Annotated in this window: 12 protein-coding genes and 1 pseudogene; 6 read left to right on the forward strand and 7 right to left on the reverse strand. The window is 74.0% G+C overall.

Features of this window, described 5'->3' with window-relative positions; all coding sequences use genetic code 11:
- Positions 1–5: 5 nt before the first annotated feature.
- Positions 6–1,550 (reverse strand): histidine ammonia-lyase, encoded by a 1,545-nt coding sequence (hutH, locus tag ABZ801_RS10425; RefSeq protein WP_360695426.1) that lies wholly within the window; start codon positions 1,548–1,550, stop codon positions 6–8.
- 127 nt (positions 1,551–1,677) lie between these two features.
- On the opposite strand from hutH, the gene ABZ801_RS10430 reads away from it, so the two are divergent.
- Positions 1,678–2,454 carry an IclR family transcriptional regulator gene (locus ABZ801_RS10430; protein ID WP_360695429.1) on the forward strand — a complete coding sequence of 259 codons (777 nt, stop codon included), beginning with the start codon at positions 1,678–1,680 and terminating at the stop codon, positions 2,452–2,454.
- A gap of 57 nt (positions 2,455–2,511) precedes the next feature.
- On the opposite strand, the gene ABZ801_RS10435 is transcribed toward ABZ801_RS10430, so the two are convergent.
- From ABZ801_RS10435 to ABZ801_RS10450, 4 genes and pseudogenes are all read right to left on the reverse strand, one after another.
- Positions 2,512–3,426, reverse strand: coding sequence for an ABC transporter substrate-binding protein (locus ABZ801_RS10435; RefSeq protein ID WP_360695432.1), 915 nt, complete (start codon positions 3,424–3,426; stop codon positions 2,512–2,514).
- Positions 3,423–4,187, reverse strand: coding sequence for an ABC transporter permease (locus tag ABZ801_RS10440; RefSeq protein WP_360695435.1), 765 nt, complete (start codon positions 4,185–4,187; stop codon positions 3,423–3,425). Before ABZ801_RS10440 ends, ABZ801_RS10435 begins: the two co-directional genes overlap by 4 nt.
- Positions 4,184–4,942, reverse strand: coding sequence for an ABC transporter permease subunit (locus tag ABZ801_RS10445; RefSeq protein WP_360695731.1), 759 nt, complete (start codon positions 4,940–4,942; stop codon positions 4,184–4,186). The genes ABZ801_RS10440 and ABZ801_RS10445 overlap by 4 nt, the downstream gene beginning before the upstream one ends.
- Positions 4,943–5,040: 98 nt before the next feature.
- A pseudogene (locus ABZ801_RS10450) lies at positions 5,041–5,787 on the reverse strand (ATP-binding cassette domain-containing protein); the annotation flags it as partial.
- Between the two features lie 225 nt (positions 5,788–6,012).
- On the opposite strand from ABZ801_RS10450, the gene ABZ801_RS10455 reads away from it, so the two are divergent.
- Complete coding sequence (locus ABZ801_RS10455; protein ID WP_344953361.1) at positions 6,013–7,566, forward strand: aromatic amino acid ammonia-lyase; 1,554 nt, start codon at positions 6,013–6,015, stop codon at positions 7,564–7,566.
- Positions 7,567–7,643: 77 nt separating this feature from the next.
- Here the strand turns inward: ABZ801_RS10455 and ABZ801_RS10460 are convergent, their stop codons facing one another.
- The gene (locus ABZ801_RS10460) at positions 7,644–8,615 is read right to left on the reverse strand and encodes a LacI family DNA-binding transcriptional regulator (protein ID WP_344953358.1); all 972 of its coding nucleotides are present in this window, start codon (positions 8,613–8,615) and stop codon (positions 7,644–7,646) included.
- Between the two features lie 166 nt (positions 8,616–8,781).
- Between ABZ801_RS10460 and ABZ801_RS10465 the strand changes: the two genes are divergently transcribed.
- The 4 genes from ABZ801_RS10465 (at position 8,782) to ABZ801_RS10480 (ending at position 11,753) form a co-directional block, all read left to right on the forward strand.
- A complete protein-coding gene (locus ABZ801_RS10465) occupies positions 8,782–9,690 on the forward strand; it encodes an amidohydrolase (protein ID WP_360695439.1) in 909 nt (302 codons plus the stop codon).
- Positions 9,680–10,222: a cysteine dioxygenase family protein gene (locus ABZ801_RS10470; RefSeq protein ID WP_344953353.1), complete on the forward strand. Its 543-nt coding sequence runs from the start codon at positions 9,680–9,682 to the stop codon at positions 10,220–10,222. The genes ABZ801_RS10465 and ABZ801_RS10470 overlap by 11 nt, the downstream gene beginning before the upstream one ends.
- 224 nt (positions 10,223–10,446) lie before the next feature.
- Positions 10,447–11,574, forward strand: coding sequence for a serine hydrolase domain-containing protein (locus tag ABZ801_RS10475; protein WP_360695443.1), 1,128 nt, complete (start codon positions 10,447–10,449; stop codon positions 11,572–11,574).
- Positions 11,463–11,753 carry a Clp protease N-terminal domain-containing protein gene (locus tag ABZ801_RS10480; protein WP_360695446.1) on the forward strand — a complete coding sequence of 97 codons (291 nt, stop codon included), beginning with the start codon at positions 11,463–11,465 and terminating at the stop codon, positions 11,751–11,753. Before ABZ801_RS10475 ends, ABZ801_RS10480 begins: the two co-directional genes overlap by 112 nt.
- Position 11,754: 1 nt before the next feature.
- Here ABZ801_RS10480 and ABZ801_RS10485 read toward each other — a convergent pair whose 3' ends face one another.
- Positions 11,755–12,903, reverse strand: a complete 1,149-nt coding sequence (locus ABZ801_RS10485; protein WP_360695449.1) for an FAD-binding oxidoreductase — start codon at positions 12,901–12,903, stop codon at positions 11,755–11,757.
- Positions 12,904–12,948: the final 45 nt, after the last annotated feature.

A 12,948-nucleotide genomic window follows, 5' to 3' on the forward strand; every position in this document is an offset into this window, starting at 1 on the left:
CCTTGTCAGGAGAGGGGGCCGGTGACGGTTTCGGCGGCGGCGACGAGGGTGCCGTCGCGGACCAGTTCGGTGGCGGCGGCGATCTCGGGGGCGAGGTGGCGGTCGGGGCCGGGCGGCGGGACGCGGCGGCGCAGCGCGGCCACGGCGGCACCGGTGGCGGGGCCGGGACGCAGCGGGGTGCGCAGGTCCAAGGCCCGCGCGGCGGTGAGGATCTCGACGGCGACGACCTGCGCCAGGCCGTCCACGGCGCGGCGCAGCTTGCGGGCGGCGTTCCAGCCCATGGACACGTGGTCCTCCTGCATCGCCGAGCTGGGGATGGAGTCGGCGCTGGCGGGCGCGGCGAGCCGCTTGAGCTCGGACACGATCCCGGCCTGCGTGTACTGGGCGATCATGTGGCCGGAGTCGACGCCGGGGTCGTCGGCCAGGAACGCCGGAAGCCCGCCGGAGCGGCCGCGGTCGAGCATGCGGTCGGTGCGGCGCTCGGACATCGACGCCACGTCCGCGACCGGAATGGCCAGGAAGTCCAGGACGTAGGCGACGGGCGCGCCGTGGAAGTTGCCGTTGGACTCCACCCGCCCGTCCGGCAGCACCACCGGGTTGTCGATGGCGGACGCCAGCTCGCGGGAGGCGACCAGCTCGGCGTGGGAGAGGGTGTCGCGGGCCGCGCCGTGCACCTGCGGGGAGCAGCGCAGCGAGTAGGCGTCCTGGACGCGGGTGCAGTCGGGTCCGCGGTGCGACTCCATGATCTGCGAGTCGGCGAGCAGGGCCCGCAGGTTGGCGGCGGACACGGCCTGCCCGGGATGCGGCCGCAGTTCCTGCAGGTCGGCGGCGAACACGCGGTCGGTGCCGAGCAGCGCCTCGACGCTCATCGCGGCGGCGAGGTCGGCGGCCGTCAGCAGGCGGCGCAGGTCGGCGATGGCCAGGACGAGCATGCCGAGCATGCCGTCCGTGCCGTTGATCAGCGCGAGGCCCTCCTTGGCGCCGAGCACGGCGGGTTCGATGCCCGCGTCCGCGAGCGCCTCGGCGGCCGGGCGGAGCCCGCCGGACGCGTCCCGCACCGTGCCCTCGCCGATCAGCGCGAGCGCGACGTGCGACAGCGGCGCCAGGTCGCCGGAGCAGCCGAGGCTGCCGTGTTCGTGCACGACCGGGGTGATGCCCGCGTTGAGCAGCGCCGCCAGGGTCTGCGCGGTGCGGGGCTGGACGCCGGTGTGCCCGCTGGCCAGGGTGCGCAGCCGCAGCAGCATCATGGCCCGGACGACCTCGCGCTCCACCTCCGGGCCCGACCCGGCGGCGTGCGAACGGACCACGTTGACCTGCAGCTTTTCGCGCAGCTCGGGCTCGATGTGCCGGGTCGCCATCGCCCCGAAGCCGGTGGACACCCCGTAGACGGGGGTGGGACGGGCTGCCAGCTCCTCGATGTGGGCGCGGGAGGCGGCCATCAGCTTCAGCGCCTCGTCCGACAGCGCCACCGCCGCCCCGTCCCGCGCGACGGCCACCACCTGGTCGAAGGCCAGCGGTTCCGGGCCGACCTCGACGACTGCGCCCCCCATGCCGAAATCCATACCCACCATTGGAACGCGCCGAGCCCCGCCGCCCCAGCCCCCGGACGGCCGCTGTGTCTGACATACGAGACAATGGCGTCATCCGGGCGAGGGTCATCCGGACGAGGGGGGCGCGATGGGCGAGCAGGTGCCGGCGGCGCGGCGGGCGCTGGCGGTGCTGCGGCTGCTGGCGGCGTCCGCCGGTCCGCTTCCGGCGTCGGCGATCGCGCGTCACCTGGACGTGCCGCGCTCCAGCACGTACCACCTGCTGGCGGCGATGGCGGAGGACGGGTTCGTGACGTACCTGCCCGAGGAGCGGCGCTGGGGCCTGGGGGTGGCCGCGTTCGAGATCGGCTCGGCCTACCTGCGGCACGGGCCGCTGGAGCGGCTCGCCCGCCCGCTGCTGCGCCGCCTGGTCGACCGGGTCGGCGAGACCGCCCAGCTCGGCGTGCTGCACGGCGCCGAGACGCTCTACCTGCTCAAGGAGCAGCCGCCGCGGCCCGAGACCCTGGTGACCGACGTGGGCGTGCGGATGCCCGCGCAGCTCACCGCCAGCGGGCGGTCGATGCTGGCGCACCTGCCCGCCGCCCAGGTCCGCGCGCTGTTCCCGGGGCCCGCGCCATTCGTGCACCGGACGGGGCGGGGCCCGGCGTCACTGCGCGAGCTGCGCCGCGTGCTGGCCGACGACGCGCGGCGCGGCTGGTCGTACGAGGACGGCTGGATCACCGAGGGGCTGGCCAGCATCGCCGCCTGCGCGTTCGACCACACCGGCCATCCCACGGCCGCGGTCGCCGTGACGTTCCGGCGGGAGCGCCGCCCCGAGGAGTCCTGGCCGTGGCTGGCCGAGCGCGTCCGCGCCACCGCCGCCGACCTCACCACCCGCCTGGGCGGCAGGGCTTCTCCGCCGACGTGAACGGGCCCCACGCCGGCCGGCGCGGGGCCCGTTCGGGTGGCTGTGCGAGGAGGCCGGTCAGGCGAGGCCGTTCTTGCCGAGCCAGTTCTTGGCGACGGTCGCCGGGTCGGTCTTGTTCTCCGACATGTCGGCGTTCATCTCCAGCAGCCCCTCCGTGGTGAGCTTGGCCGACACCGCGTTGAGCGCGTTGCGGACCGTGTCGTTCACCTTGGACTTGTAGACGAGCGGCACCACGTTCTGCGCGCCGAACACGTTCTCGGGGTCCTGCAGCGCGACGAAGCCGTTCTTCTTGATGGCCGCGTCGGTGGAGAACAGGTTGGCAGCCTGGACCTGACCCTTGCTCAGGTTGGACACGGTGATCGGGCCCGCGGTGTCCAGGGACTTGAACTCCTTGAACTTCAGCCCGTACACCTGCTCCAGGCCGACCAGGCCCTGCTTGCGGGTCTTGAACTCCGGCGGGCCGCCCAGCACCATGTCCTTGGCCACCGGCTTGAGGTCCGCGATCGTCTTGAGGTTGTGCTTGGTGGCCGTGGCCTGGGTGACCGCCAGGGTGTCCTTGTCCTCGGCCGGCGCCGGGTTGAGGATCTCCAGCTCGGGCGGCAGCTTCTGCTTGAGCGCGGCGTCCACCTCCTGGCTGGTGCTGGCCGGGTTCTCCTTGTCGACGTAGGCCAGCAGCGCCCCGTTGTACTCGGGGAAGACCTGGATCGCGCCGCTCTTGACCTGGTTGATGTAGACCTCGCGGGAGCCGATGCCGAACTTGCGCTCGACCTTGACGCCCTTGGCCTCCAGCGCCTGCGCGTAGATCTCGCCGATCAGGCCGCTCTCGGGGAAGTCGGCGCCGCCGATGGTGATGGTGCTCCCGTCGCCTCCGCCACCGCTCAGCGGGTTGTCGTCACCGCCTCCGCCGCCGCAGGCCGACAGGGCGAGCACGGCGGCGGCCAGCAGCGCCGCCCCGCGGATCATCCGGGTCATGGGAGGGTTTCCTTCCTCACAGGCGGTGCGCTCCGCGCGCGCCGCTTCGTTCCGGGACGCTCTGTGCGGCGGGGGGCTCCCGGACGCACGCCCGGCGAGACCGCGGCGCGGTACAGGGCGGCGAACGCCAGCTGGGTGACGATCGCCAGCGCGATCACCAGGATCGCGCCGCCGGCCATGCTGTCGTAGTCCTGCCGGGAGTAGCCGTCGACGATGTAGCGTCCGAGTCCGCCGAGCCCCACGTAGGCGGCGATGGTGGCGGTGGAGATGATCTGGATCAGCGCGGTGCGCAGGCCGAGCAGGATCAGCGGCATCGCCACCGGCAGCTCCACCCGCGCCAGCACCTGCCGTCCGGTCATGCCCATGCCCTCGGCCGCGTCCCGCAGCCCCGCCTCCACCTGCTGGACCCCCGCGTAGGTGTTGACCAGCACCGGCGGGATCGCCAGCGCGACCAGCGGGACCAGGATCGGCACCAGGTCCCCGGCGGACGTCATGATCACCGCGAGGATCAGCAGGCCCAGGGTGGGCAGGGCGCGCGCCGCGTTCGCCGACGACATCACCAGGAAACCGGCGGCCGCGGCGGCCCGTCCGCGCCGCAGGTGGCCCAGCACCAGGCCCAGCGGCAGCGCGATCGCCACGGTGATCGCGAAGGCCAGCAGCGAGTACCACAGGTGCTCCAGCAGCCGGGCCGGGATGCCGTCGGGGCCCGACCAGCGGCCCGCCTCACCGAACCAGCCCAGGGAGTTCCAGATGACGTTCACGCGGCGCCCTCGCCCTTCGTCACGGCCGCCCGGCGCGGCTCGGCGGCCGCCTCGCGGCGCGCGGCGCGTTTCCCGCGGCGCCCGGCCCGCTCCCAGGGGGTGAGCAGCCGCTGGACGAGCAGCAGGAGCAGGTCGGCGACCAGCGCCAGCAGGATGATCAGCACGATCGCCACGACGATCGGGGTGGTGAACCCGCCGCCGGGCCACTTCATCCCGGTGACCATGAGCTGGCCGAGGCCGCCGATGCCGATGAGCGCGCCCACGCTGACCAGGCTGATGTTGGCGACCGTGGCGACCCGCAGCCCGGCCATCACCACCGGCAGCGCGATCGGCAGCTCCACCCGCAGCAGCCGCCGCAGCGGCCGGTAGCCCATGGCCTCGGCGGACTGGCGGACGTGGTCGGGGACGGACCGCAGCCCGTCCACCACGCTCGGCACCAGCACCGACAGCGTGTACAGCGCCAGCGGGACGATCACCGTGGTGTAGGTGAGCTGGGTGAACGCCACGAAGATCACGAACAGGCCGATGGCGGGCACCGCGTACAGCACGCTGGTGGCGGCCAGCACCGCCGGGTAGAGCCGCGACCAGCGCGCGCACGCCAGCCCGAGCGGCAGCGCGATCAGCAGGCCGAGCAGCACCGGCGTGAACGACAGCACCAGGTGCTCGCGGAACGCCTCGGCGATGGAGCCGCCGAGGTTGCGCGAGATCCAGTCCCAGCGGATGAGCGGCTCGCCGTCGGCGGCGGCCGCCGCCAGCGCGTTCACCGCCCCGCCGCCGCGGTCCGGCCGCCTTCGCCCTCGGCTGCGGCGTCCCCGGCGGTTCCGGCGGCGGAGTCCTCGGCGTCGAGTTCCTGGAAGAAGCGCAGGCGGCGGATGCCGCGCTCGCCGCCGAGGAAGTCGGTGACGAAGTCGTCGGCGGGCCGCTCCAGCAGTTCGTCGGGGGTGGCGTACTGGGCCAGCACGCCGCCGACCTGGAAGACCGCGATGCGGTGGCCCAGCTTGACCGCCTCGTCGATGTCGTGGGTGACGAACACGATCGTCTTCTCCAGGTCGCGCTGCAGCCGCAGGAACTCCTCCTGCAGCCCGGCGCGCACGATCGGGTCGACGGCGCTGAACGGCTCGTCCATCAGCATGATCGGCGGGTCGGCGGCCAGGGCGCGGGCGACGCCGACGCGCTGCTGCTGGCCGCCCGACAGCTGGGCGGGGTAGCGGCGGGCCAGCGCCGGGTCCAGGCCGACGCGCTCCATCAGCTCGTGCGCCCGGGCGCGGGCCCTCTTCTTGTCCCAGCCCAGCAGGTACGGCACGGTCGCGATGTTGTCGACGATCGTGCGGTGCGGGAACAGCCCGGCCTGCTGGATGACGTAGCCGATGCCGCGGCGCAGCGTGGCGGGGTCGACGCCGCGCACGTCCCGGCCGTCCACCGTCACGGTGCCCTCGCTGGGCTCCACCATCCGGTTGATCATCCGCAGCGTGGTGGTCTTGCCGCAGCCGGACGGGCCGACCAGCACGGTGATCCGCCCGGCCGGGATCTCCAGGTCCAGATGGTCGACGGCGACCGTGCCGTCGGGGTAGCGCTTGGTCACGCCCGCAAAGGTGATCAAGGTGGTCACGTCCTCGTGGGCGTCGGGGCGACGCCGCGGTCTCCGGTGGGTTGTCCGGTGGGTGTCATCGTCCTGGTGGGCGGCTGCCTGCTCCGTAACGCTTTGCTCGGGTACGTCCTTACCTCACGGTAGTCAATCGATACCGCCGGAGCCATGGCCGCCAGACCGGCCCGCCCCGTCACCGAAGCATAACTACCTGAAAAATACGGAAAGTACCGTGAGGGCGTGGAAAACAGCCGAATCGTTATCGATGGCACATCGCTCACCTGTGCCCAGGTCACCCGGGCCGCACGCGGCGACGTGACGATCGCCATAGCCGAGGACGGTGTGGAACGTGCCACAGCGGCCTGGCGGGTGGCCCGGGACGTGGCGGCCGCCCAACCGGTGTACGGCCGCACCACCGGGGTCGGCGCCAACCGCGTCGTGGACGTGGAGTGGGAGGACGCCGACGCGCACGGCCTGCGGCTGCTGCGCAGCCACGCCGCCGGCGCGGGCCCGCTGGTCGCCCCCGAGATCGTCCGGGCGATGCTGACGGTGCGGCTCAACCAGATCGCCGCGGGCGGCTCGGGCGTGGACCCGGGCGTCCTGCAGGCCCTCGCCGACGTGCTCAACCTGGGCCTGCTGCCGCCCGTGCCGGTGTACGGGGCGATCGGCACCGGCGACCTGACCGCGCTGGCGTCCACCGCGCTGTGCCTGCTGGGCGAGCGGGCCTGGCTGGGCGGCGGCGCGGACGGCGGCACCGAGCGCGGCCCCGGCTTCACCCTGCGCTCGGCGGACGCGCTGGCGTTCATCAGCTCCAACGCGGCCACGCTCGGCGAGGCGGCGCTGGCCGTCACCGACCTGCGCGAACTGCTGGACGCCTCGGTCGTCGTGGCGGCGCTGTCGCTGTTCGCGGTGCGCGGGTCGGAGGAGCCGTACTCCCCGGCCGTGCAGGAGGCGTGCCCGCACCCGGGCCAGCAGCAGGTCGCCGACGCGATGCGCACCCTGCTCGCCTACGAGCAGCCCACGCCCGCGCGCATCCAGGACCCGTACGGCTACCGGGCGTTCCCGCAGGTGCACGGCCCGGCGCTGGAGGCCGCCGCCTACGCCGAGGACACCGTCACCCGCGAGATCAACGCCCGCGCCGAGAACCCGCTGGTGGACGTGGCGGGCCGCACCGTCTGGCACAACGGCAACTTCCACACCGCCTACGTGGGGCTGGCCCTGGACTCGGTACGGGCCGCGCTGTTCCAGACCATGGCGTTGTCGGCGGCCCGTCTCGGCACGCTGGCCGAGCCGTCGTTCACCGGCCTGTACCCGTTCCAGGGCGCCACGGAGGCGTCCTCGGGGATCATGATCCTGGAGTACGTGGCGCATTCGGCGCTGGCCGACGTCCGCCGTCTGGCCACGCCCGCCGCGCTGGGCAGCGCCGTGCTGTCGCGCGGCGTGGAGGAGCACGCGGGCTTCTCGACGCAGTCGTCGCGCGCCACCACCGACGCGCTCGGCGCGTACCGGATCGGGCTGGGCTGCGAGCTGGTCGCGGCCGTGCGGGCGCTGCGGATGCAGGGCCGCGCCCCCGCGGGCGGCCCGCTCAGGGCCGCCTACGACATCGCCGCCGGCGTGCTGGACGCGCGCGTGGAGGACCGGCCCCTGGACACCGACATCGCGTCGGCGGCCGACCTGCTGCCCCGCTTGGCCCGCACCCTGCGCCAGGCCACCGCGCCGCCCGGCACGACCCCGTCTCAGGACGGCCCGCCGGCCCCGTGGCCTCTCCCCCCTCTCGGCCCTCAGGAGCCGTAGCGCCGCACCGAGCCACGGAAGACGACGGACGGCGGCCCGCACCGAGCGGGCACGCACCGCGGCCAGGCCACGGGAGGTCATGCGGTCTTCTGGGCCGTGGAGTCGCGCACGCGGAGGGCGGGCTCGCAGACGACGCGGCGGGTGGGCGAGCGTTCCTCGATGACGTCCACCACCAGGCGGACCGCGGTGTCGACGATGCCGCCGATGTCCCAGTCGACGGTGGTGAGCGGCGGCGTGAGCAGGGCCGACATCGGATGGTTGTCGTATCCGCACACGGCCACGTCGCCGGGGACGGCCAGGCCGAGCGCGCGCGTCGCCGCGTACACCCCGTAGGCGATCACGTCGGAGAAGCAGAAGACCGCCGAGGGGCGGCCGGGGCCCTCCAGCACCCGGCGGGCGGTGTCGGTGGCCTCGGCCAGGGACTGCGGCGCGACGACCACCTCGACCTCCAGGTCGAGCCGCTTGGCCTCGGCGTTGACGTGGACGTCGGCGGGACGGTCGGGGGTGCTGGAGCCGGTGGGCGTGAACACCGCGACGCGGCGGTGCCCGAGGAGGCGCAGGTGCTCCAGCGCCAGGGTCACGCCCCGCCGGTTGTCGAAGACCACCTCGCCCTGGGAGTTGCCGCCCGCCAGGACGTCGCCGATCGACACCACCGGCAGCGTCTCGGCCAGCTCGGCCCACAACGGCGCGGACGGGTCCAGCGGCTGGACGATCAGCCCGTCCACCCGCTGGTCGCGCAGCTGCCGGGCCAGCGACAGCTCGCGCTCGGGGTCGCCGACGGCGTCGACGATGAGCGCGTAGCGGTCGCGGGCCAGCAGGGCCCGGCCGATGCCCACGGCCAGGGACTGCTGCCAGTAGTCCTCCAGCGACCCGCACAGCAGCCCGACCATGCCGGTGCGGCCGCTGGCCAGGGCGCGGGCGATCGGATGCGCCTCGTAGCCGAGCTCCTCGGCCGCCGCGCGCACACGCTCCTGGGTCTCCTCCGACGTCTGGATGCCGCGCAACGCGTACGAGACGGCCGCAGGCGACAGCCCGGTCGCCTGCGCCACCTCTCTGATGGTCGCGCGCTTGCGCCTGCCTGGCACAGTCCAACCCTAGAGGGCGGCGCCGACAGTCCCGGGGCACCGACTTGACGTGCCGCTGACTGAACCGCTTCACTGAAACGGTTCACTGATGCGGTTCAGTACAACCGAGAGAGTTCCGGGGGGATCGCGCATGCCCGGCGTGGACGTGCACCAGCATCTGTGGGGGGCTCCCCTCGTCGAGGCCCTGCGCGCCCGCCGCACCCCGCCCCGGCTCGACGGATGGACGCTTCACCTGCACGGAGAGCCGCCGTACGAGGTCGACCCCGACGACCACGACCCGTCCCGCCGCGCCGAGCTGGTCGCCGCCGACGGCCTGGACGCCGCGTTGGTCTCACTGTCCTCACCTCTGGGCATTGAATGGCTGCCCCCGGAGGAGAGTCGGCCACTTCTGGACGCCTACCACGACGGCGCCGCCGCGCTGCCCGAGCCGTTCCGCGCCTGGGCGGCCGCGTGCGTCCGGGAGATCGACGCGGACGCGCTCGCCCACGACCTCGACCGCGGTTTCGTCGGGCTCCAGCTCCCCGCCGACGCGCTGGCCGACGCCGCCGGCTACGCCCGCTGCGCGCCCCTGCTGGACGTGCTGGAGCGACGCGGCCTGCCGCTGTTCGTCCACCCCGGCCCGGCTCCCCGCGTCGACGGCGACGTCCCGGCGTGGTGGACGGCGCTGGTGCCCTACGTGCAGCAGATGCACGCCGCCTGGTTCGCGTTCCGCGCCTACGGCCGTCCGCGTCATCCGCGCCTGCGCGTGTGCTTCGCGCTGCTGGCGGGGCTCGCCCCCGTGCACGGTGAACGCCTGGCCGCCCGGGGCGGCGGCCGGGGCGAGGTCGACCCGGACGCCTTCGTCGAGACCTCCTCCTACGGGCCGCGGGCCGCCGACGCCGTCGTGCGCGCGCTGGGTGTCGACGCCGTCGTGCACGGCTCGGACCGCCCGTACGCGCTTCCCGCCGACCTCATGCAGGGTGACGCGGCCCGGCACGCCTTCCGCGTCACCAATCCGTACCGCCTACTGAATGGAGAGGAGCGAATCCATGCCGTCTGAGGCACTGCTGACCCCCCCTTCCCCCGGTGCCTCGTCCTGTCTGGCGAGCCTGCCCGCCAGGACACTCGACAAGCGCGAGCTGCGTACCCTGGTCGACGCCCTGGCGCAGGAACCCGGGCTGTGGCGGCAGCACGTCGCCTTCTCCGACGACCAGCGGCACTACGCATCGCTCCACCGCGACGAGTACGTCGACGTCTGGCTGCTGTGCTGGACCCCGCAGAACGACACCGGCTGGCACGACCACGACATCTCCTCGGGGGCGGTGCGCGTCGTCTCGGGCGCCCTGGAGGAATGCAACCCGCGCATAGGCGGCGACCACGTCCGCACGGTCGTCACCGAGGGGCGGTCGTTCTGCTTCGGGCCCGACCACATCCACCGCCTCGTGGGCGTGGCCGAGGCCAGCGTGTCCATCCACGCCTACTCGCCGCCGCTGTGGCGGCTCGGCCAGTACTCCATCGACCGCGACGGCGTGATGCGCCGCGTGTCCGTCAGCTACGCCGACGAGCTGCGTCCCCTGGACGCCCCCGCCTGACCCGGCGTTTGGAGGGGGCGGGCCGCCCGATCCCCGCTCACGGCCGGAGGGCCCGCCCCTTACCTCCTCCAGCGCCTGCGCGCCCGGAAACGTCACACCTCCAACCTCAGACGCCCCACGCCACGCGAGGACCAGGACGCGCCAGTTTTAGGTCAATGCCGCGATGAGTTTGTGCAGGACCGCCAGTCTGTACGGGTGCAGACGTTGGAAGGGAGCACCGACAGATGAGCGCGGACTTGCAGGCACAGGTTCAGCAGGCCATCGAGCAGATGGTGGAGTCGGGGACGGAGCGGGGCGTCCAGGTCGCCGTCTACCAGCACGGCAAGCCCGTCGTGGAGGCGGCCGCGGGGGTCGCCGACCCCGACACCGGACGTGCCGTCACCCCGGGGACCGTCTTCTACAACTGGTCGATCGGCAAGGCGGCGACCGCCACGGTCGTGCACGTTCTCGTCGAGCGGGGCCTGTTCGGCTACGACACCCCGGTGGCGGAGCTGTGGCCCGAGTTCGCCGCGCACGGCAAGGGCGGCGTGACCGTCCGGCACGCGCTCAACCAGACGGCCGGGGTGCCCGGCATCCCGCTGGACAGCACGATCGAGGACCTGTGCGACTGGGAGAAGATGTGCGCGGCGGTCGCCGACGCCGAGCCGTGGTGGGAGGCCGGCACCAAGATCGGCTACCACGCCTACACGTTCGGCTACATCCTCGGCGAGGTGGTGCGCCGCGTCACCGGCAGGCCGATCTCCCGGGTGCTGGAAGAGGAGGTGGCCGGGCCGCTCGGCGTGTCCGGTGAGCTGTACTTCGGCATGCCCGCGTCCGAGCACGGCCGGCTCGCCCGCCTGGAGGACGCCCCCATGCCCGAAGGCCAGGCACCGGAGGCCGAGGCGTTCGGCGAGATGCCCGCCGACCTGCCGCTGTTCCGGTCGGCGCCGATGCACGCGTTCCCGACCGCCGCGCTGGGCAACCGGACCGACATGCTGGAGGCCGACATCCCCGCCGGCGGCAAGACCTCGGCCCGCGCGATGGCCCGGCTGTACGCGGCGCTGCTGGACGAGGTGGACGGCGTCCGCCTGATCTCCCCCCAGCGGCTCGCCGAGGTCACCGCGCCGTCGGCGAGCGGCCCGGACCAGGTGTTCGGCATGCCGACCACCTGGGGCCTGGGGTACTCCGTCGGCTTCCCCATGGACCCGGAGCTGGACTCGCCGACCCTGTTCGGCGTGGGCGGGGTCGGCGGCAGCTTCGCGTGCGGCGACACCGCCACGGGCATCGCGTTCACGCTGACCAAGAACCGGCTCACCAACGACATGAACGCGGTGGGCCAGGTCCTGCCCCTGGTCATCAAGGCCCTGTCCTGAGCCGGGCGCGTTCCCACCGCCCACAAGATTGGCAAGTCACCGAGGACAACAGCGCCACCCGGCTGCTGGCCGGGCTGGCCGTGGTCGGCCGCGGCACCGCGGCCGACGTCCTGGCCAAGGCCGGGGTGGACCTCGCCGCCGTGCCCGGCGCCCTGCCCGCCGCCGCGGCCGAGGCGTGAGTCACTGCTCGCCCGGCCTGCGGGCCGGGGTCGGGGCGGGGCCGGCGGTGCCGTCGGCGAAACGGCCCGGGCGGAACGGGGCGAGCAGCGGGGCCTCGCCGCCGTACACCTCCTGCGGGACGACCTCGGACAGCAGCGCCGACAGGGTCACCCCGCTGTGGGTGGCGACCACGTAGATCCGCGCGTGCGGGTCGGCGAAGCCGGCGACGGTCAGGCCGTCGGCGGGCATGGCGCGCTGCCCCACGCGGATCTGCTCGATGCGGGCGCCCTCGGTGGCGGCCAGCACGTCCGCCAGCCGGTCCAGCATCCGCGCGCCGATCGCGGGGCCCGGCTCGACCGCGGGGTCGGCGGTGGCGTCCAGGTCGAGGGCCTGCAGCTGGATGCGTCCGCCGCCGTCCGGCCGCAGGTTGAGCCGGTCGGTGGTCAGCACCCGCGACAGCCGCGCGGGAAGCGCCGCCGTCACCCCCAGGTACCCGTTGGTGGTGGGCCCGGACGTGCGCGGATCGAGCATCGGGACGGTCAGCCCGGCCCGGGCGGCGACCTCCTGGGTCCAGCGTCCGGTGCAGGTGACCACGGTGTCGGCGGTGTAGGCGTCCCCGCCGGCCACGGTCACGGTGACCCCCGACGGCCCGGCGGCGATCTCGCGGACCTCGGCGCCGGCGACCACCCGCGCGCCCAGGTCGCGGGCCTCGCCGAGGAACCGTCCGAGCAGCCTGACCGGCAGGGTGTGGGCCTCCTCGGGGAAGAACACGTAGTCCGCGTCGGCCGGGCGGATCAGGTCGGGTTCCAGCGCGCGGGCCCGCTCGGCGGTGATCCGCCGCACTGGGTAGCCGCGGTCCAGCAGCTTGGCGACGCGCGCCGCCAGCTGCTCGCGGTGCTCGGGCGCGGCGGCGCACTCCAGGTTGCCGGTCGGGAAGAACCAGTCGCCGCCGCCCGCGGCCAGGCCGTGGTGGGCGCGCACCGCCGCGTGGTTGAGCGCGAAGTACGGCTCGGGGTCCTTGTTGTTGGCGTTGATCCAGGCGACCGAGGTGGCCGTGGTCCCGGCGCCGGGCACGTCGCGTTCCAGCACGGTGACCTCCGCGCCGCGCCGGGCCAGCCCGGCCGCGACGGCGGCGCCGACCACTCCGGCCCCGATGACGACGACTCGCACGCAAGCTCCTTACTCGTGGATGGGACGGCTCGTGAGAACGATCGT

Origin of the sequence: Actinomadura sp. NPDC047616 (assembly GCF_040642915.1) — a bacterium.
Taxonomy (GTDB): domain Bacteria; phylum Actinomycetota; class Actinomycetes; order Streptosporangiales; family Streptosporangiaceae; genus Spirillospora; species Spirillospora miaoliensis.

What these genes read in the sequence shown, in the direction of transcription:
- hutH (WP_360695426.1), bottom strand. Translation starts at nt 1,550, where the DNA reads ATGGGGGGCGCAGTCGTCGAGGTCGGCCCGGAACCGCTGGCCTTCGAC.
- ABZ801_RS10430 (WP_360695429.1), top strand. Translation starts at nt 1,678, where the DNA reads ATGGGCGAGCAGGTGCCGGCGGCGCGGCGGGCGCTGGCGGTGCTGCGG.
- ABZ801_RS10435 (WP_360695432.1), bottom strand. Translation starts at nt 3,426, where the DNA reads ATGACCCGGATGATCCGCGGGGCGGCGCTGCTGGCCGCCGCCGTGCTC.
- ABZ801_RS10465 (WP_360695439.1), top strand. Translation starts at nt 8,782, where the DNA reads ATGCCCGGCGTGGACGTGCACCAGCATCTGTGGGGGGCTCCCCTCGTC.
- ABZ801_RS10470 (WP_344953353.1), top strand. Translation starts at nt 9,680, where the DNA reads ATGCCGTCTGAGGCACTGCTGACCCCCCCTTCCCCCGGTGCCTCGTCC.
- ABZ801_RS10475 (WP_360695443.1), top strand. Translation starts at nt 10,447, where the DNA reads ATGAGCGCGGACTTGCAGGCACAGGTTCAGCAGGCCATCGAGCAGATG.